The sequence below is a fragment of the Streptomyces sp. NPDC056527 genome, from assembly GCF_042794475.1.
Lineage (GTDB): Bacteria > Actinomycetota > Actinomycetes > Streptomycetales > Streptomycetaceae > Streptomyces.
This window is the reverse complement of sequence record NZ_JBHTTQ010000001.1, coordinates 163,120-180,321: the sequence shown is the minus strand read 5'-3', so window position 1 is coordinate 180,321 and position 17,202 is coordinate 163,120. Positions and strand designations below refer to the sequence as shown.

Genomic DNA, 17,202 nt, shown 5'->3' with positions numbered 1-17,202 from the left:
GTCGGTACGGGTCGGTGCCGTCGTACGGGTCGATGCGGGCGGAGGCCGGAGGCAGCTGAGCGGGGCCTTCGCCCCACCCCACCCCTTCCCGAACCGGGATCAGGCCCCGGACCCCGTTGGGGTCCCACCACGCAGGGGCCGCGTCCTCGAACACCGGACGGAGACTGTGCTTCCGCCCTCCGGGCGAAGTCCGGCCCCGCCGGCAGCCCCACGCCTTCAAGGCGTAGGGGCGTTCGAGGCGTGGCGTCCTGGGGCGGAGCCCCGGTTCGGGAAGGGGACGGGTGGAAACGGGTCACTCCCGGCGGTACACCGGCTTCCGCTTCTCCGCGAACGCGCGCGCCCCCTCCTTCGCGTCGTCCGTGGCGAAGATCGGCCAGCCGCGCTTCAGTTCGGCCGCCAGACCCTCCGTCTCGGTCATCTCGGCGGTCTCGTACACCGACGCCTTGACCGCCTCGACCGCCAGCGGCCCGCATGCGTTGATCTGTTCGGCGACGGCGAGGGCCGCGTCCAGCGTCGTGCCGTCGGGGACGACACGGCCGACGAGTCCGATGCGCGCGGCCTCCTCGGCGCTGTAGGGACGTCCGGTCAGCAGCATTTCGAGCGCGTGGGTCCGGGCGATCTGCCGCGGCAGGCGGACGGTCGAGCCTCCGATCGGGAACAGCCCTCGCTTCACCTCGAAGAGCCCGAACGTGGCGGAGGAGCCCGCGATCCTGATGTCGGTGCCCTGAAGGATCTCGGTGCCGCCGGCGACGCAGTAGCCCTCGACGGCTGCGATGACCGGCTTGCGCGGGCGGTGGTGGCGCAGCATCGCCTTCCAGTGCAGATCGGGGTCGGCCGTCATGCGGTCCCGGTACTGCTCGCCCTCCATCCCCTTGCCCGCCAGGGCCTTGAGGTCCATTCCGGCGCAGAAGGAGCCGCCCGCCCCGGTCAGGACGACGGAGCGGATCGTGTCGTCGGCATCGGCCTCCAGCCAGCCGTCGTAGAGCCCTACCAGCATGGGCAGCGAGAGCGCGTTCTTTGCCTCCGGCCGGTTGAGTGTGAGCACGAGTGTGGCGCCTTCGCGCTGCACGGTGAGGTGTTCGGTCCCACCCATGGACGTCCTCCCGTCTCCAGACCTGGAACAGGTTGCAGTAGGTGCGCGCCCAGTTCAATAGTTTTCTGACACCCAGTCAGATTCTTCTGCGCACCCTCTTCCCACCGTCGCCCGTCGGCGCTCTAATGACCGCCTCGGCCGGTGCAGGCCAGGACGACCAGCGGAGTCAGGAGGAACGGTGGAGTACAACCTTGCCGACCTGTTCGAGTCGGTCGTCGACGTGGTCCCGGACCGCGAGGCGCTCGTGTACGTCGACCACCCGGGCACGGGGGCCGAGCGCCGGCTCACGTACGCGCAGCTCGACGCCGCCGCCAACCGTCTCGCCCACCATCTGATCGACTCCGGTCTCCGGCCGGGCGAGCACCTGGGCCTGCACCTGTACAACGGCATCGAGTATCTGCAGACCGTCCTGGCCTGCCTGAAGGCGCGGATCGTCCCGGTCAACGTGAACTACCGCTACGTGGAGGAGGAGCTGGTCTACCTCTACCGGGACGCCGATCTGGCCGCGCTCGTCTTCGACGCCGAGTTCACCGAACGGGTCTCGGCCGCACTGCCGCAGACGGAGAAGCTGCGGCACCTCGTGCGGGTGGGGACCCTGCCCGAGGACGCGCCGGCGCTCGACTCGACCGCCTTCACGGAGGCGGAGGCGGCCGGTTCGCCGGAGCGCGGCTTCGGACCGCGCTCGGCGGACGACCTCTTCATCATCTACACGGGCGGTACGACGGGGATGCCGAAGGGCGTCATGTGGCGCCAGGAGGACCTCTTCTTCGCCGGGCTCTTCGGCGGCGACCCGGCGGGCGAGCCGGTCAAGCGGCCCGAGGAGCTGGCCGAGCGGGTCGCGGCGGGCGGCTCGGGAATCACCTTCTTCCCCGCTCCCCCGCTGATGCACGGCACCTCGACACTGACCTCGTTCATCGCCTTCAACTACGGGCAGCGGGTGGTCATCCACCGCAAGTACGCGCCCGAGGAGGTCCTCCGCACGATCGAGAAGGAGAAGGTCTCGAGCGTGTCGCTGGTCGGTGACGCCATGCTGAGGCCGCTGATCGACGCGCTCCACGGCCCGCTCAAGGGCACGGACCTCTCCTCCCTGTTCAGCGTCTCCTCCTCCGGGGCGATCATGTCGGAGACGGTACGGGCGCAGTTCCAGGCGCTCGTACCGAACGTGCTGCTCCTGAACAACTTCGGCTCCTCGGAATCCGGGTCCAACGGCAAGGCGACGGACGACTCGGGTCCGGAGAAGGGCTTCCGGCTGGAGGTCAACGAGCGGACGCGGGTGGTGGACCCCGCGACGCACGCGGAGGTCGCGGTCGGCGAGGTGGGGCGTCTCGCCCAGCGAGGCCATGTGCCCCTCGGCTACTACAACGACCCGGCGAAGACGGCCGAGACCTTCTTCCAGAAGGGCGACGAGCGCTGGGTGCTCCTCGGCGACATGGCGACCGTCGACGAGGACGGCATCGTCACCGTCCTGGGGCGCGGCTCCCAGTGCATCAACACCGGCGGCGAGAAGGTCTATCCGGAGGAGGTCGAGCAGGCGCTCAAGTCCCATCCGGACGTGTACGACGCACTGGTCGCCGGGGTCCCTGACGCGAAGTGGGGCAACCATGTGGCGGCCGTGGTCCAGCTGCGCGCCGGGGCACCCGCCCTCGACCTGGAGACCGTCCAGACCCACTGCCGGACCCGGCTCGCCGGCTACAAGATCCCCCGCCAGCTGGTGATCACCGACCGCATCGAGCGTTCCCCGAGCGGCAAGGCGGACTACCGCTGGGCCCGCACGGTGGCGGCGGCCGAGGACGCGGGGGCCTAGCGACCGACCCCTGGGGCGCGCTGTCCGAACAGCCCGCCCCAGGGGTTTCCATAAGCTGGAAGCCCTCGTCGACGGCACCCTGCCGTCGACCGGCACGACGTGCCGACAGGACGCGCTTCCCTTCGCCGCACCCCAGTTGGCCGAGACCGGCGGCGACAACGCCACCACGGCCGGTCTCGGCGCGGCCCTCCTCCTCACCGGAGGTGGGCTGCTGGTCGGGGTGCCGCGGCAACCGCTGACACCTGATACGAGAAGGTCGCCTCGTCTACGAAGCGGCGGTCACACTCGCGTCGTTCCCGCTCCGACGAGGTCCGTTCGAAGTCGGTCCCTGGATCCCGAAATCCTGCAGGGCGGCAAGGAACTCGGCCGGTCGGGACGTGTGGATCTCGTGGCCCGTCTCGATCGTGACGAGTCGGCCGTCCTGGATCCTTGCGGCCATCCAGGACAGCCGCTCCTGCACGAGGTGGCTGTCCTGGCCACCGGCCAGGATCAGGGTCGGGGACGCGAGCGCGGCGAGACCCTCGCGCCAGGCGGGATCCGGCTCGTTCAGCTGGGCATCGGTCGCGAGCACGACGTCCCAGTCCAGACCGAGGGGCCCCTCGGGGCGTACGGCATGGCCGCGTGGCGGGTCCAGCGGGAAGAAGACGGGCGCCTCCTCCAGGACCAGCCGGCCGATCAGGCCGGGCTCGTCCATGGCGAGGAGGTAGGCCGCGGCCCCTCCCATCGAATGGCCGACCACATCGGCGCCGACGAGGTCCAGTTCCTTCAGGAACCCGCGCAGGTCGTCGCGGAACACGTCGAACCCGTACGGGCCCGTCCAGTCGCTCAGACCGTGCCCGCGCAGATCGACGGCGTACACCCGACGGTCGGCGGCCAGCTCCTGCGCGATCCGCTCCCAGTCGGCGCTGTTCCCGCCCCGCCCGTGGACCAGGACCACGGGCGCGGCGTCGGCCTCGCCCCACACCCGGTACGCGAGACGGATCCCGTCCACGGTGACCGTACGGACCTCCGGATCGAGGAACGCGGCGAGCGGACGGACGAAGGCGCCCGCGTCGTCCACCCAAGGGAAGTGCCCCGCGCCGCGCTGGACCACGAGCTCGGCATGCGGGAAGAGCTCGGTGAGCTCGGCCGCCCGCACCGGGGACGGCCCTCCGTCGTACTCCCCCGCCAGGATCAGCACGGGGGCGGTGACGGCGGCCAGCGCCGCCCGGGTCGTCCCGGGGTCGAACGCACCGGGCGCGTAGTAAGCCGCCGCGGCCTCCCAGTGCGCCTCGTCGCGGACGGCGGCGGCATGCGTCCGGGCCGCCTCGTCCCACCGTCCGTAGGCGAAGGGAGAGATGAGCTCCATGATCCGCGCCATGGGGGTGTCGGGACCGATCGTCGTCAGGGCGGCACGCGCCTCCGCGTACCAGGGCTCGTCGGCGAACACCTCGCCGGCCTTGCTCCACTCCTCGTCCGTGATCTCGATGCCCACGGCCCCCGTGCCCGGGGTGACCAGGACGAGGGAGCGCACCCGCTCCGGGTGTGCCGCGGCGTACAGCGTGGCCAGGTTTCCGGATGCCGAGTGGCCGAGCAGGTCCATCCGCTCCAGGCCGAGGTGGATCCTGAGCGCCTCCACGTCGGCCACCTGACGGTCGCAGCGGTACGAAGCGGGATCCGCGGGCTCCTCGCTGGCGCCCGTGCCGCGCAGGTCGAGCACGATCAGGCGTCGGTGGGCGGCGAGGCCGCCGAGGTCGCCGAGGTAGGCGGCGTCACGCATGGGGCCGCCGGGCAGACAGACCAGCGTCTCGCCCTCCCCGCGCATGTCATAGGCGAGTTCGGTTCCGTCGTACGTCGTGAACGTGGGCATGCCGTCGATCGTCGGCGGCTCCGGATGATCTTCGCAAGCGATTTCGCCGACAGCGCGATACGGTGGGATTCTCCCACCCACGAAGGAACGGCTCACCCATGCCCGAGACCCTCCGAGGCGACTGCGCCGACTGCTTCGGACTGTGCTGCGTCGCCCTGCCCTTCGCGAAGTCCGCGGACTTCGCGGTGAACAAGGCGTCCGGCGAGCCGTGCCGGAACCTCCAGGAGGACTTCCGCTGCGGCATCCACACCAAGCTGCGGCCGAGCGGCTTCTCGGGCTGCACGGTGTACGACTGCTTCGGTGCCGGTCAGAAGGTCTCGCAGGTCACCTTCGGCGGGGTCTCGTGGCGCGAGGCCCCCGAGAGCGCCCGGCAGATGTACGAGGTGTTCCCCGTGATGCGCCAGCTCCACGAACTGCTGCGCTATCTCACCGAGGCCATCGCCCTCCCCGCGGCCCGCCCGGTCCACGGCGAGCTGCGCCAGGCCCTGGCCCGGGTGGAGGGCCTGACCGAGGGCACGGCGGCGGAGCTGGAGAAGCTGGACGTGTCCCCCGTCCGCGGCGAGGTCAACCCGCTGCTGCTCAAGACCAGCGCGCTGGTCCGGGCCACGGCGGGCGGCAGGACCAAGAGCCACCGGGGCGCCGATCTGATCGGGGCCCGGCTGCGCGGGGCGAAGCTGCGGGGCGCCGACCTGCGCGGATCGCTGCTGATCGCCGCCGACCTGACAGGCGCGGATCTGTCCCTGGCCGATCTGATCGGCGCCGACCTGCGCGACGCCGACCTCTCCGGTGCGGACCTCACCGACGCGTTGTTCCTGACCCAGCCGCAGCTGAACGCGGCCCGCGGCGACACCTCGACCCGCCTCCCGGCCGGCTTCGAGCGCCCTGCCCACTGGGCGGCCCGCTAGGACGTGTCCGGCCCTGATCGCCGGACTCCGCCTAGGCCCTTTCGGGGTCGTACACGTACGGAGTGGTCGTCGTCAGTGCGGTGAAGCCGAGGCGCTGGAGGATCGGGCGGCTGGTGTCGGCCGCGTCGACCTGGACGAAGCGATGGCCGCGCTCGACGGCGATCCGGGTCCTGAAGGCGACCAGGGCCCGGTAGAGGCCCTTGCCCCGCCACGGTTCGACCGTGCCGCCGCCCCACAGACCGGCGAAGTCCGTGCCGCTGTACAGCTCCAGCCGCGCGGCGCTCACCGGCTCGTCACCCGCCATGGCGACGACGGCCGCGACGGTGTCAGGGGTCCCGGCGAGCTGGTCGAGCAGCTGGCGGCCGATGTGGGAGCTGTCGCCGCCGAAGGCCCGGTCGTGGACCTCGGTCACCAGCCTCACTCCGGCCTCGTCGGTGACCGCGACCAGCTCGACGCCCTCGGGCAGCGCCACGGCCGTGGGGAGCGTGGCCGCCTCGGCGACCATCAGCGTCTCCTGGTCCTCTGCGGTGAACCCGGCGGCCAGCAGCCGTGCGGGCAGGTCGGCCGGGCGGTCGTGCCCGTACACCTTCCATTCGAAGGGCCGCCCCAACGCGGTGAAGTGACGGACCTGTTCGGCGATGACGGCGTCGGCGTCGGTCTCGTCGAGGCCGGACCACAGCACGGCGTTCCAGGCGTGCGCCGGGCCTGTCAGCCGCACCACCGCCCCGTCCCGCTCCACCCGCGAGCCGGGCCCGTCGGGGCGGGCTCCCAGCCTCATCTGCCGGTCGTACAGGGCGCGTGTCTCTTCATGATCCATGCGGCCACTCCAGCACCGGCGTCGGAGCGCGGCAAGCGGATATCCGCGCTCCGACGACGCACCGCGCCCAGATCCGATCGGCGACGATCATCAGGTAGTGGAAGCTGCCTTCCTTGTACGCCGTGAGGAAGGGGTCCTCGATGCCGGTGGTCACCGAGCACCTGGCCCTCAGCTCCCAGTACGGGATCGTCGAAGCCGTCAGGTCGACGACCTCGATCGTGTCGCTCAGGCGCGCGGACGCACCTCGACGTTCTCCAGGATGCCGATGGCGTCCGGGACGAGGACGGCGGCTGAGTAGTAGGTGGAGACGAGGTAGGAGATGATCGCCTTCTCGTCGATCCCCATGAAGCGGCAGTTGAGGCCGGGCTCGATCTCGTCGGGGATCCCGGTCTGGTAGAGGCCGATGACGCCCTCGTTGTTCTCCCCGGTCCGCATCGCGATGATCGAGGAGGTCTGGTGCTCGCTGACGCCGATCTTGCCGCAGGGCAGGATCGGGACACCGCGCCAGGCCGGGATGGCGTGCCCGTCCATGTCGACGGAGGCGAGCATGAGGCCGCGCTTGTTGCACTCCTTGCCGAAGGCGGCGATGGCCCGGGGGTGGGCGAAGAGGAACTGGGTGCCGCGGCGCATGCTCAGCAGGTCGTCGAGGTCGTCCGGCGTGGGCGGGCCCGAGTGGGTCTGGATCCGCTGGTCGAAGTCCGTGTTGTTGAGGAGCCCGAACTCCGGGTTGTTGACCAGCTCGTACTCCTGGCGTTCGCGCAGCTCCTGGATGGTCAGGCGCAACTGCTGCTGCGTCTGGTTCATCGGCTGGTTGTAGAGGTCGGCAACCCGGCTGTGCACCTTCAGGACGGTCTGGGCGACGCTCAACTCGTATTCGCGTGGCTTGAGTTCGTAGTCCGCGAACGCACCGGGCAGCAGGGCCTCGCCGACGTGGCCGGCGCTGAGCTCGATGGCCGCCTCGCCCGCCTTGTTGAGGGGCCGGGCGTGGCCGTTGGAGCGGAGGCCCCGCACATGGGCTTCCAGGTGCTCGTACTGGTCCGCGACCGCCTTGTACGCCGACCGGGGCAGCGCCAGGAGCGTCACCGCGGTCGTGGCCTTCGCCGTGAACTCCCACTTGCCGTCGCCGGCGAGGACATGGCCGCCGAAGGTGTCGCCGTCTCCGAGCCGGCCGAGCAGGGTCTCGTCGCCGTATTTACCGGCACCGACCTTCTCGATCTTGCCGTGCGCGATCAGATAGACGTGGTCGGCCTTCTTGCCGGAGTGCACGATGACCTGGCCGGGCTCGTACTCCTTCTGCACGAAGCGGTCGGCGAGCGCGCCGAGCGCCGTCGGGTCGTCGAAGCCGCGCAGCAGGGGAAGTTCGGCCAGCTCGGCCGGGATGACCTCGACCTTGGAGCCGTTCTTCACGAACGTCACACGGCCGTCGCCGACCACATAGGAAAGGCGTCGGTTGACGCGGTACGTGCCGCCGGGCGTGTGGATCCACGGCAGCTTGCGGAGCAACCAGCGGGAGCTGATGCCCTGCATCTGGGGTTCGGACTTGGTGGTGGTCGCGAGGTTGCGTGCGGCGGCCGTGCTGAGGCTGAGCTGGATCTGGCGCACCTCGGCGGAGGGGCCGGGTGTCGCGGCGGGCGCGGTCTGCGCCGTGTCGACCGACATGGTCTGACTCCGTTCCTGGAAATCTCTACGCTCGTCACTCTCCGCATCCAGATGTAACGCATTGTTGCCGATGCCATATGCATGTGGCGGGCCGCGCCGCAGCACTCATCCGGAGGGGGCGCCCCCCGAGCGCCCGTGCGCGCTCCGCCGTCCGGGCGTCATCGCACGGCGGAGCCCTCCCGGGTGTGCTCCCAGAACTGCGCGAGGGCGCCTTCCTGGTACGGCGCGGGGCTCACGCTCAACTCCCCCGCGAAGGGCCGGTCGAGCACGACGACCAGCAGGAGGCTGAAGCCGATGAGCGCCGCCACAGCCCCGACGAAGAGCAGCTGCATGCGCCGGCTGCGCATTCCGTAGAGGAAGGTGAGCGGGATGATGACCAGGGCGCCGCCGACCGCGAGGACCTGGAGGAGCGGCGGCAGTTGCTGACCGGCCATCGTGAGCCGGGCCCGGCGCTGCCCTGCCACGTCGTCGAGCTTGGAGGCGGCCTGGGCGTAGAAGATCTTCTGCGACTCGGTGACGGGTTCGTACGCCTGCAGGGCGTCGTACAGCGCTTCGAGCTTCGCTCCGGTGACGGAGTAGTCCGCGGCCCCCTCCCGCATGAGCGGCCACTGCACCTCGACGACGGCGTGCACATATCCGTCCGCCGCGGCGTTCACCCTGGCCTGGTCGGCGGGCGGGAACGCGCGGGCGTCCCGCACGATGAGCGCGACGCCGGTCGCCTCCGCCGCGACGACGTTCTGGGTGTTCTCCATCTGGGTCCACAGGGTGACGATCACGAAGGCGAGGATGATCCCGTAGATGGCGCCGAACATGCCGAGGACGACACCCACCATGTCGTTGTGCTCGCCGTCGGCGAGCCCGGGATGTCTGCGGCGCAGCAGCACGCTCCCGGCGAGTGCCGCGAGGACGGTGCCGCCGACGATCACGAGGGCGAGGGTGAGGGTGCCGAGGTGGTTGAGCAGCCAGAGTGTCACGGACACCGACCGTAACGGGGCGATCACGGGATCAGAAAATCGGCGTCACCCCCTTGCCATGGCCGGGGTCCGGCCGGATTAACTGGCCTCGAACGGATCTACCGAATGATCGGTAGTCCGATTTCGGACGTTCAGGGCGTGCGGACGGGAGTGGGCGGCACATGACGGATCTGCTGGACAGCGGCGAACGGCTCGGACGCGCGGAGCTGGAGGTGCTCCAGCTGGAGCGGCTGCGGGCCACACTGCGCCACGCGTACGAGAACGTGGGCTTCTACCGGCAGTCCTTCGACAAGGCGGGCATCCACCCCGACGACTGCCGCTCGCTCGCGGAGCTCGCCCGCTTCCCGTTCACCGCCAAGACGGATCTGCGGGACCACTACCCCTTCGGCATGTTCGCCGTCGACCAGTCCGAGGTCCGGCGCATCCACGCCTCCAGCGGCACCACCGGCCGGCCGACGGTCGTGGGCTACACCGAACGCGACCTGGACACCTGGGCCGACGTGGTCGCCCGCTCGCTGCGCGCGGCCGGGGCCCGGCCCGGCCACAAGGTCCATGTGGCCTACGGCTACGGCCTCTTCACCGGCGGACTCGGCGCGCACTACGGCGCGGAGCGGCTCGGCTGTACGGTCATCCCGGCCTCCGGCGGCATGACGGCCCGCCAGGTCCAGCTGATCCAGGACTTCGAGCCCGAGGTCATCATGGTGACGCCCTCGTACATGCTCACGCTGCTCGACGAGTTCGAGCGCCAGGGCATCGACCCGCGGACCACCTCGCTCAAGGTCGGCGTGTTCGGCGCGGAGCCGTGGACGGAGGCGATGCGGCAGGAGATCGAGGAGCGGTTCGCCCTCGACGCCGTCGACATATACGGGCTCTCGGAGGTGATGGGCCCGGGTGTCGCGCAGGAGTGCGTGGAGACCAAGGACGGGCTGCACATCTGGGAGGACCACTTCTACCCGGAGATCGTGGACCCGATCACGGGCGAGGTACTGCCGGACGGCGAGGAGGGCGAGCTGGTCTTCACCTCGCTCACCAAGGAGGCCATGCCCGTCATCCGCTACCGCACCCGGGACCTGACCCGGCTGCTGCCGGGCACGGCGCGGGTGTTCCGGCGGATGGAGAAGGTCACCGGCCGCAGCGACGACATGGTGATCCTGCGGGGGGTGAACCTCTTCCCCACCCAGATCGAGGAGATCGTGCTGCGTACGCCGGCTGTTGCCCCGCACTTCCAGCTGAAGCTGACCCGGGAGGGGCGGCTCGACGCGCTGACGGTGCGGGCCGAGGCACGGCCCGACGCCACCCCCGACCAGCGTGCGGAGGCGGCCCGGGCGATCGCGCAGGCGGTGAAGGACGGGATCGGGGTCTCGGTCGGGGTCGAGGTGGTCGACCCCGAGACGCTGGAGCGTTCCGTGGGCAAGATCAAGCGGATCGTGGACCTGCGCGGCGAGCACTGACCACCGCCGGGACCCGGCCGGGCGCGACCGCTAGGAAACGGCGAAGCGGTCGCGCAGCTCCCGCTTGAGGATCTTCCCGCTGGCGTTGCGCGGCAGCTCGTCCACGAACAGGACCTTCTTCGGGGCCTTGAAGTGGGCGAGCTTCTCGCGTGCGTGGGCGAGGAGTTCGGCCTCGGTGACGTCGGACCTGGTGACGACGACGGCGGTGACCGCCTCGATCCAGCGCTCGTCGGGCAGGCCCACGACCGCCACCTCGGCGACGCCCGGATGGGTGTAGAGAGCGTCCTCCACCTGGCGGGAGGCGACCAGCACTCCCCCGGAGTTGATGACGTCCTTCACCCGGTCCACGACCGTGTAGTACCCCTCCGCGTCGCGCACCGCCAGGTCGCCGGAGCGGAACCACTCTCCCCGGAAGGCCTCCTTGGTCTCGTCGTGCTTGTCCCAGTAGCCGTCGCACAACTGCGGTGAGCGGTAGACGATTTCGCCGGGGGTGCCGTCCGGGACGTCCTCTCCGCGCTCGTCGACGACCTTGGCCTCGACGAAGCGGACCGGCTTCCCGCAGGAGTCCATCCGGCCCTCGTGCTCGTCGGGGCCGAGGACGGTGGCGAGCGGACCGATCTCGCTCTGCCCGAAGCAGTTGTAGAAGCGCAGCGCGGGCAGCCGGCCGCGCAGCCGCTCCAGGACGGGCACCGGCATGATCGAGGCGCCGTAGTACGCCTTGCGAAGACGGGAGAGGTCGCGGCTCGCGAACTCGGGGTGGTTGGAGAGCCCGATCCAGACGGTCGGCGGCGCGAAGAAGCTGTCGGCGCGGCCCGCCTCGATCAGGTCGAAGAGCATCTTCGGATCGGGCCCGTCGACGATGGTGTTCTCGGCGCCCACAGCCAGGTACGGCAGCAGGAAGACGTGCATCTGCGCGGAGTGGTAGAGCGGCAGCGAGTGGACCGGCTTGTCGTCCTCGTGCAGGTCGAGCGCCTCGATGGCGCTGGCGTACTCGTGCACCAGGGCCCGGTGCGTCATCCGGGCGCCCTTGGGCAGCGCGGTCGTCCCGGAGGTGTAGAGCAGCTGGACGTACTCGCGGGCGTCGGGCTCGGTGTCGTACGTGTCCGGCTCGGTGAGCGCCGCGAGGAACGAGTCCTCGGTGTCCCGCAGCGCCCGTACGGTCAGGTCGGCCGGGACCCGCTCGGCGAGTGCGGGGTCGGCGAGGACGAGCGAACTGCCGGACTGGCGCAGGATGTAGTCGAGGTCCTCGCCGGTGAGGTGGTGGTTGACCGGGACATGGATCAGGTCCGCGCGGGAGCAGGCGAGGAAGGCGATCAGGTAGGCGTCGGAGTTGTGCGCGTAGGTCGCGACACGGGCCCGCCCTGCCAGCCCGTACCGCTCCCGCAGTACGGCGGCCGCGGTGGTCACGGCCGCGTCCAGCTCCGCGTAGGTCCAGGAGCGGTCGCCGTACCGCACGGCGATCCGCTCGGGGTAGCGCTGCGCGCTCATGCGCAGGACGCCGTCGACGGTCCGGGTGAGGAGTCGTTCCATGGCTGGATCCTCGGCGGCGGCGGACGGCGGGTCAAGTACCTGACCGGGCTCCGCGCTTCGGACCGAAGCCCCTGCGACGCGGGACACGACGGAGCACCGCGAAGCCCGTAAGAGCCCAGGCGTACGACCTCAGGGGCCGCCCGGACTCACGGGCTGAACGACAGGAAGACGAAGGCCGCGAAGATCGAGAGATGGACGCCGCCCTGGAGCAGGGTCGCCCGTCCGGGCACCACGGTCAGGGCGCTGACGACGGCGGTGAGCACGAGCAGGACCATGTGGACCGCCCCGACGCCCAGGACCAGGGGCCCGGACAGCCAGATCGAGGCGAGCGCGATCGCCGGGATCGTCAGGCCGATGCTGGCGATCGCCGAGCCGTAGGCGAGGTTGAGGCTGGTCTGCATCCGGTCCCGGCGGGCGGCTCGCACGGCGGCGAGGGTCTCGGGGAGCAGCACCATCAGGGCGATGATCACGCCGACGACGGCCTTGGGCAGTCCGGCCGACTCGACGCCGTCCTCGATGGTGGGCGAGATGATCTTGGCCAGGCCCACGACGGCCACGAGTGCCAGCACGAGGAGGCCGAGGCTCGCCCAGGTCTCCCGGTCGGTCGGCGGATCGGCGTGGTCGTCCTCGGACTCCTGGCCCTCGCGCGCGACGGGCAGGAAGTAGTCCCGGTGCCGGAAGGTCTGGACGGCCACGAACACCGCGTACAGACAGATGGAGGCGACGGCGGCGAAGACCAGTTGGGCGCCGGTGAACTCGGGGCCGGCATGACTGGTCGTGAAGGTCGGCAGGACCAAGGTCATCGTCGCGAGGGTGCAGACGGTGGCGACGGCGCCGCCGGAGCCTTCAGCGTTGAAGACGGCGACACGATTGCGCAGGGCGCCCACGAGGAGCGAGAGTCCGACGATGCCGTTACAGGTGATCATGACGGCGGCGAAGACCGTGTCCCGGGCATAGGTGGAGGTCTTCTCGCCGCCGCCCGCCATCAGAGTGACGATCAGTCCGACCTCGATGACCGTGACGGCGACGGCGAGGACGAGCGAGCCGAAGGGCTCGCCGACGCGGTGGGCGACGACCTCGGCGTGGTGGACGGCGGCCAGGACGGCGGCGAACAGACAGGCGGCGATGATCCCGACGACGAAGCCGGGCAGATCACGTCCCCACGTAAGCCCGAGGGCCACGGCCGCCAGGACCGGTCCCCACGTCGTCCACTGCCGTGTCAGTCCCACGCTCGAACTCATGCCCTGCATCCTGCCATATAGGAGACATTCGCCCACTTGCGGGCCTATGGGGCTACTGGGCTGCCGGGCCCTCCGGGGGCGACGCGCTCAGCCGAACCGACGCCCGTCGAGCCTGGGGAAGCTGTCGCCGAACACCCACGGGCTGGTCCCGTCGATGAAGTCGTGGGGGAAGCCACGCGTGAAGTCCGTCGCCGCCTCCAGACGCTCGACGTTCTCCTGGGGCAGCGTCACGTCGAGTGCTCCGAGGTTGTCCTTGAGCTGGTCCGCCGAGCGGACGCCGAGGATCGGCAGGACCGCCCGGGAGCGGGAGCGGACCCAGGCGAGCGCGACCTGCGAGGGTGTCACACCCAGTTCGTCGGCGGTGTCCTGCACGGCGCGCGCCACGGCGCGGTCCCGGTCGGAGAGGGAGTCGGCGGAGAGCCGCGCGGAGGCACCCGGTCCACCCGGCCGGGTGTACTTGCCGGAGAGGACTCCGCCGGCGAGCGGGCTCCAGGCGGTGACGCTCATGCCGAACGCCTCGGCCATCGGCAGAAGCTCCCGCTCGATGTCGCGCTGGAGCAGGCTGTAGGGCACCTGGAGGCCCGCGAAGGGCTGCCAGCCGCGCCACTCCGCCAGCGTGTTGGCTCGGGAGACGACCCAGGCGGGCGCGTCGGAGATGCCGACGTAGAGGACCTTGCCCGACCGCACGGCGGCGTCGAGGGCGCCCATCGTCTCCTCGATCGGCGTGTGCCGGTCCCAGATGTGGACCCAGTAGATGTCGATGTAGTCGGTGCGAAGCCGCTTGAGGCTGGTCTCCAGGGAGAGGACGAGGTTCTTGCGGTGGTTGCCGCCGGCGTTGGGGTCGGTGGCGTCGCGGGTGACGGTGTACTTCGTCGCCAGGACGAACCGGTCGCGGCGCCCGGCCAGCACCTCGCCGAGGATCCTCTCGCTCTCGCCGCCCCGGTAGTTGACCGCTGTGTCGATGGCGTTTCCGCCGGCTTCGGCGTACAGATCGACGATCCGACGGGACTCCTCGGGCGAGACGCCGACACCGCCCTCCTCGCCGAAGGTCATCGCACCGAGCATCAGTTCGGAGACGCGCAGGCCGGTACGGCCGAAGAGTCGGTAGCGCACAGCGGGAAACACACCTTCCTGGGCCGGTACATACGACAGTTCGACTGTACGTGACCCAGGAAGGAGGCGGCTCAGAGCGGACGCTCGTGGCCCTCCCAGTACGGTTCGCGCAGCCGGCGCTTGTAGAGCTTGCCGTTGGGGTCGCGGGGCATGGTCGTGATGAAGTCGACCGACTTGGGGCGCTTGTAGCCGGCGAGGCGCTCCTCGCAGTGCGCCAGGATGTCCGCGGCGAGCGCTTCGCCCGGCTCGTGGCCCTCGGCCGCTTCGACGACGGCCTTGACCTGCTCGCCCCAGTCGGTGTGCGGAATGCCGAAGGCGGCGGCGTCGGCGACCGCGGGGTGGGTGAGGAGCGCCGACTCGATCTCGGCGGGGTAGATGTTGACCCCGCCCGAGATGATCATGTCGATCTTGCGGTCGCGGAGGAAGAGATAGCCGTCCTCGTCCAGGACGCCCAGGTCGCCGACGGTGAAGAAGTCGCCGATGCGGTTCTTCGCGGTCTTCGCCTCGTCCTTGTGGTACGAGAAGCCGCCGGTGCTCATCTTCATGTAGACGGTGCCGAGTTCGCCGGGCGGGAGACGGTTGCCGTCGTCGTCGAAGACGGCGAGCTCACTGATGGGCCAGGCCTTGCCGACCGTGCCGGGCTTCTTCAGCCAGTCCTCGGCGGTGGCGAAGGCGCCGCCGCCCTCGCTCGCCGCGTAGTACTCCTCCACACAGCTCCCCCACCAGTCGATCATCGCCCGCTTGACGTGGTCGGGGCAGGGAGCGGCGCCGTGGATGGCGTGGCGCATGGACGAGACGTCGTACCGGCTCCGCACCTCCTCCGGCAGTGCGAGCAGCCGGTGGAACTGGGTCGGGACCATGTGGGTGTGGGTGCAGCCGTGGCCGTCGATGAGGCGCAGCATCTCCTCGGGGGTCCACTTGTCCATGAGGACGAGCGGATGGCCGATGTGCAGAGCGGCGCCCGCGAACTGCAGCACGGCCGTGTGGTAGAGCGGTGAGCAGACGAGGTGGACGTTGCCGTCGAAGGGCCGGATCCCGAAGATGCCGAGGAAGCCGCCGAGGTACGTCTCCTCGGGGAGCTTGCCGGGCAGCGGGCGGCGGATGCCGCGGGGGCGGCCCGTGGTGCCGGAGGTGTAGTTCATGACCCAGCCGAGGGTGCGGTTCTCGGGGGCCGACTCCGGTTGTCCTTCGAGGAGTTCGGCGTAGGGGCGGAAGCCGTCCACGGAGCCCACGGCGTAGCGCTGGGTCGCGGGCAGGCCCGCCTCGTCGGCGGCGGCCGTCGCCGCGGGCCCGAACCGCTCGTGGGCGATGAGCACCTTGGCGCCGGAGTCGGCGACGATCCAGGCGATCTCGGGCCCGACGAGGTGGTGGTTGACGGGGACGAGATAGAACCCGGCCTGTGCGGAGGCGAGATAGGCGGTGAGGAACTCGACCCCGTTGGGCAGGACGACGGCGAAGACGTCTCCTCGCTCCAGACCTGCCGCGCGCAATCCGTGGACCAGCCGGTTCACGTCGGCGTGGAGCCGTCCGGCCGTCCACTCCTCGCCGTCGGGCGCGATGAGGATCGTACGGGAGGGGTCGGCGGCGGCCTGGGACCAGAAACCGTTGGGGGGCTGGCTCATCACTCGCTCCGTCCGGCGATGCGGTTGATGCGGTCGATGGCCTTCTCGAACCCGCTGGTGAGCTCGTCGAAGACCTGCTGCACACTGCGCTCGGAGTTCATCCGGCCGACGATCTGCCCGACGGGGGTGCCGAGCAGCGGCTCGACCTCGTACTTCTGGATACGGGAGACGGCCTCGGCGACCAGCAGCCCCTGCAGGGGCATGGGAAGGGTGCCGGGGCCGTCCGGGTCGTCCCAGGCGTCGGTCCACTCGGTGCGCAGCTGGCGGGCGGGCTTGCCGGTCAGCGCGCGGGAGCGGACGGTGTCGCCGGAGCCGGCGGCGAGGAGCTTCGCGGTCAGGGCGCGGGAGTGCATGTCGGCCTCGGTGGTGGTGAGCCAGAGGGAGCCGAGCCAGACGCCCTGGGCACCGAGCGCGAGCCCGGCGGCGATCTGTTCGCCGCTGCCGATGCCGCCGGCGGCGAGGACGGGCAGCGGGGAGACGGCGTCGACGACCTCGGGGGTCAGGACCATGGAGGCGATCTCGCCGGTGTGGCCGCCGGCCTCGTAGCCCTGCGCCACGACGATGTCGATGCCTGCCTCGGCGTGGTGGCGGGCGTGCCGGGCGCTGCCGGCGAGGGCCGCGACGAGGACGTCGTGGTCGTGGGCGCGCTGGACGACGTCGGCGGGAGGGGAGCCGAGGGCGTTGGCGAGGAGCTTGATGGGGTAGTCGAAGGCGACGTCGAGCTGGTTGCGGGCGACCTGCTCCATCCAGCCGGTGATGCGCCAGCCGGAGGCCTCGCCTTCGGCGAGTTCGGGGACGCCGTGTTTGGCGAGGGTGGTGCGGACGAACTCCCGGTGCCCTTCCGGGATCATCGCCTCGACCTCGGCCTCGCTCACCCCCTCGACCTTCTTCGCGGGCATGACGACGTCGAGGCCGTAGGGCAGGCCGTCGGTGTGCTCCTGCATCCAGTCGAGGTCGCGCGCGAGATCGTCGGGGGCGGTGTAGCGCACCGCGCCGAGGACGCCGAATCCGCCGGCTCTGGTGATGGCGGCGGCCACCGCGGGGAAGGGTGTGAAGCCGAAGATGGCGTGCTCGATCCCCAGCTTTTGGCTCAGCTCCGTCTTCATGGGCGGCAGGATGCCGCAGCGGAACGGCCGAGGGAAGA

General features: G+C 70.6%; 14 protein-coding genes. 3 read left to right on the top strand and 11 right to left on the bottom strand.

The window, feature by feature from the left end; translation table 11 throughout:
* Nucleotides 1-292: 292 nt before the first annotated feature.
* On the bottom strand, nt 293-1,093 hold the full coding sequence (locus ACFQ7Q_RS00880; RefSeq protein ID WP_383547901.1) for a crotonase/enoyl-CoA hydratase family protein: 801 nt from the start codon (nt 1,091-1,093) through the stop codon (nt 293-295).
* 178 nt (nt 1,094-1,271) lie between these two features.
* Between ACFQ7Q_RS00880 and ACFQ7Q_RS00875 the strand changes: the two genes are divergently transcribed.
* Nucleotides 1,272-2,897 (top strand): acyl-CoA synthetase, encoded by a 1,626-nt coding sequence (locus ACFQ7Q_RS00875; RefSeq protein ID WP_383547898.1) that lies wholly within the window; start codon nt 1,272-1,274, stop codon nt 2,895-2,897.
* A 265-nt stretch (nt 2,898-3,162) separates the two neighbouring features.
* Here ACFQ7Q_RS00875 and ACFQ7Q_RS00870 read toward each other — a convergent pair whose 3' ends face one another.
* The gene (locus tag ACFQ7Q_RS00870; protein ID WP_383547896.1) at nt 3,163-4,746 is read right to left on the bottom strand and encodes an alpha/beta fold hydrolase; all 1,584 of its coding nucleotides are present in this window, start codon (nt 4,744-4,746) and stop codon (nt 3,163-3,165) included.
* 98 nt (nt 4,747-4,844) lie between these two features.
* Here ACFQ7Q_RS00870 and ACFQ7Q_RS00865 point away from each other — a divergent pair, with 98 nt between their 5' ends.
* Entirely contained in the window at nt 4,845-5,651 is an 807-nt protein-coding gene (locus ACFQ7Q_RS00865; protein WP_383547893.1) for a pentapeptide repeat-containing protein, read from the top strand.
* A gap of 31 nt (nt 5,652-5,682) precedes the next feature.
* Here the strand turns inward: ACFQ7Q_RS00865 and ACFQ7Q_RS00860 are convergent, their stop codons facing one another.
* The 4 genes from ACFQ7Q_RS00860 to ACFQ7Q_RS00845 form a co-directional block, all read right to left on the bottom strand.
* Nucleotides 5,683-6,468, bottom strand: a complete 786-nt coding sequence (locus tag ACFQ7Q_RS00860) for a GNAT family N-acetyltransferase (RefSeq protein WP_383547891.1) — start codon at nt 6,466-6,468, stop codon at nt 5,683-5,685.
* Nucleotides 6,458-6,622, bottom strand: coding sequence for a hypothetical protein (locus tag ACFQ7Q_RS00855; protein ID WP_383547889.1), 165 nt, complete (start codon nt 6,620-6,622; stop codon nt 6,458-6,460). Before ACFQ7Q_RS00855 ends, ACFQ7Q_RS00860 begins: the two co-directional genes overlap by 11 nt.
* Before the next feature lie 71 nt (nt 6,623-6,693).
* On the bottom strand, nt 6,694-8,127 hold the full coding sequence (locus tag ACFQ7Q_RS00850; protein WP_383547886.1) for a family 2B encapsulin nanocompartment shell protein: 1,434 nt from the start codon (nt 8,125-8,127) through the stop codon (nt 6,694-6,696).
* Nucleotides 8,128-8,285: 158 nt separating this feature from the next.
* Entirely contained in the window at nt 8,286-9,101 is an 816-nt protein-coding gene (locus ACFQ7Q_RS00845; protein WP_383547883.1) for a DUF4239 domain-containing protein, read from the bottom strand.
* 161 nt (nt 9,102-9,262) lie between these two features.
* Between ACFQ7Q_RS00845 and paaK the strand changes: the two genes are divergently transcribed.
* Complete coding sequence (gene paaK / locus ACFQ7Q_RS00840; RefSeq protein ID WP_383547881.1) at nt 9,263-10,552, top strand: phenylacetate--CoA ligase PaaK; 1,290 nt, start codon at nt 9,263-9,265, stop codon at nt 10,550-10,552.
* A gap of 30 nt (nt 10,553-10,582) precedes the next feature.
* On the opposite strand, the gene ACFQ7Q_RS00835 is transcribed toward paaK, so the two are convergent.
* From ACFQ7Q_RS00835 to ACFQ7Q_RS00815, 5 genes are all read right to left on the bottom strand, one after another.
* Entirely contained in the window at nt 10,583-12,082 is a 1,500-nt protein-coding gene (locus ACFQ7Q_RS00835; protein WP_383547878.1) for a fatty acyl-CoA synthetase, read from the bottom strand.
* A gap of 146 nt (nt 12,083-12,228) precedes the next feature.
* Entirely contained in the window at nt 12,229-13,323 is a 1,095-nt protein-coding gene (locus tag ACFQ7Q_RS00830) for a calcium:proton antiporter (protein WP_383547875.1), read from the bottom strand.
* A gap of 87 nt (nt 13,324-13,410) precedes the next feature.
* Nucleotides 13,411-14,436: an aldo/keto reductase gene (locus ACFQ7Q_RS00825; RefSeq protein ID WP_383547873.1), complete on the bottom strand. Its 1,026-nt coding sequence runs from the start codon at nt 14,434-14,436 to the stop codon at nt 13,411-13,413.
* Nucleotides 14,437-14,507: 71 nt separating this feature from the next.
* Nucleotides 14,508-16,058, bottom strand: a complete 1,551-nt coding sequence (locus tag ACFQ7Q_RS00820; protein ID WP_383547871.1) for an acyl-CoA synthetase — start codon at nt 16,056-16,058, stop codon at nt 14,508-14,510.
* Nucleotides 16,058-17,164 carry an NAD(P)H-dependent flavin oxidoreductase gene (locus tag ACFQ7Q_RS00815; RefSeq protein ID WP_383547868.1) on the bottom strand — a complete coding sequence of 369 codons (1,107 nt, stop codon included), beginning with the start codon at nt 17,162-17,164 and terminating at the stop codon, nt 16,058-16,060. The genes ACFQ7Q_RS00820 and ACFQ7Q_RS00815 overlap by 1 nt, the downstream gene beginning before the upstream one ends.
* Nucleotides 17,165-17,202: the final 38 nt, after the last annotated feature.

What these genes read in the sequence shown, in the direction of transcription:
- ACFQ7Q_RS00880 (WP_383547901.1), bottom strand. Translation starts at nt 1,093, where the DNA reads ATGGGTGGGACCGAACACCTCACCGTGCAGCGCGAAGGCGCCACACTC.
- ACFQ7Q_RS00870 (WP_383547896.1), bottom strand. Translation starts at nt 4,746, where the DNA reads ATGCCCACGTTCACGACGTACGACGGAACCGAACTCGCCTATGACATG.
- ACFQ7Q_RS00865 (WP_383547893.1), top strand. Translation starts at nt 4,845, where the DNA reads ATGCCCGAGACCCTCCGAGGCGACTGCGCCGACTGCTTCGGACTGTGC.
- ACFQ7Q_RS00860 (WP_383547891.1), bottom strand. Translation starts at nt 6,468, where the DNA reads ATGGATCATGAAGAGACACGCGCCCTGTACGACCGGCAGATGAGGCTG.
- ACFQ7Q_RS00850 (WP_383547886.1), bottom strand. Translation starts at nt 8,127, where the DNA reads ATGTCGGTCGACACGGCGCAGACCGCGCCCGCCGCGACACCCGGCCCC.
- paaK (WP_383547881.1), top strand. Translation starts at nt 9,263, where the DNA reads ATGACGGATCTGCTGGACAGCGGCGAACGGCTCGGACGCGCGGAGCTG.
- ACFQ7Q_RS00835 (WP_383547878.1), bottom strand. Translation starts at nt 12,082, where the DNA reads ATGGAACGACTCCTCACCCGGACCGTCGACGGCGTCCTGCGCATGAGC.
- ACFQ7Q_RS00830 (WP_383547875.1), bottom strand. Translation starts at nt 13,323, where the DNA reads ATGAGTTCGAGCGTGGGACTGACACGGCAGTGGACGACGTGGGGACCG.
- ACFQ7Q_RS00820 (WP_383547871.1), bottom strand. Translation starts at nt 16,058, where the DNA reads ATGAGCCAGCCCCCCAACGGTTTCTGGTCCCAGGCCGCCGCCGACCCC.
- ACFQ7Q_RS00815 (WP_383547868.1), bottom strand. Translation starts at nt 17,164, where the DNA reads ATGAAGACGGAGCTGAGCCAAAAGCTGGGGATCGAGCACGCCATCTTC.